1 pseudogene is annotated in these 265 nt (G+C 75.8%); it reads left to right on the plus strand.

The annotated features are described in order from the left end of the window. Positions 1-27 precede the first annotated feature (27 nt). Positions 28-265 (plus strand): annotated as a pseudogene (locus L687_RS24580) (FAD-dependent oxidoreductase); the annotation flags it as partial.

Consider the following 265-nt stretch of genomic DNA (forward strand, 5'->3'; position numbering starts at 1 on the left):
TTCGCGACGGGCTACGGGAAGTGGGGCTTGTCGAACGCCCCCGCCGCCGCGCAGCGCCTCACCTCCGAGATCCTGGGCACGCCCCGACGCGACCGCCCGACCTGGATCACCACGATCGGCACGCGTCTGACCGTGCCCGCCGACCTCGCTCGCGGTGCGGTCGAGGGAGGCAAGGTCGCGACGGCGCTCGCCTCCGGCTGGGTGGAGGCGGAGACCCGCCGCACGCCGGTTCCGCAACCGGCCGAGGGCCAGGGCGCGGTGGCGA

This window comes from Microbacterium maritypicum MF109 (assembly GCF_000455825.1).
In the GTDB taxonomy this organism is placed as follows: Bacteria; Actinomycetota; Actinomycetes; order Actinomycetales; family Microbacteriaceae; genus Microbacterium; species Microbacterium maritypicum_A.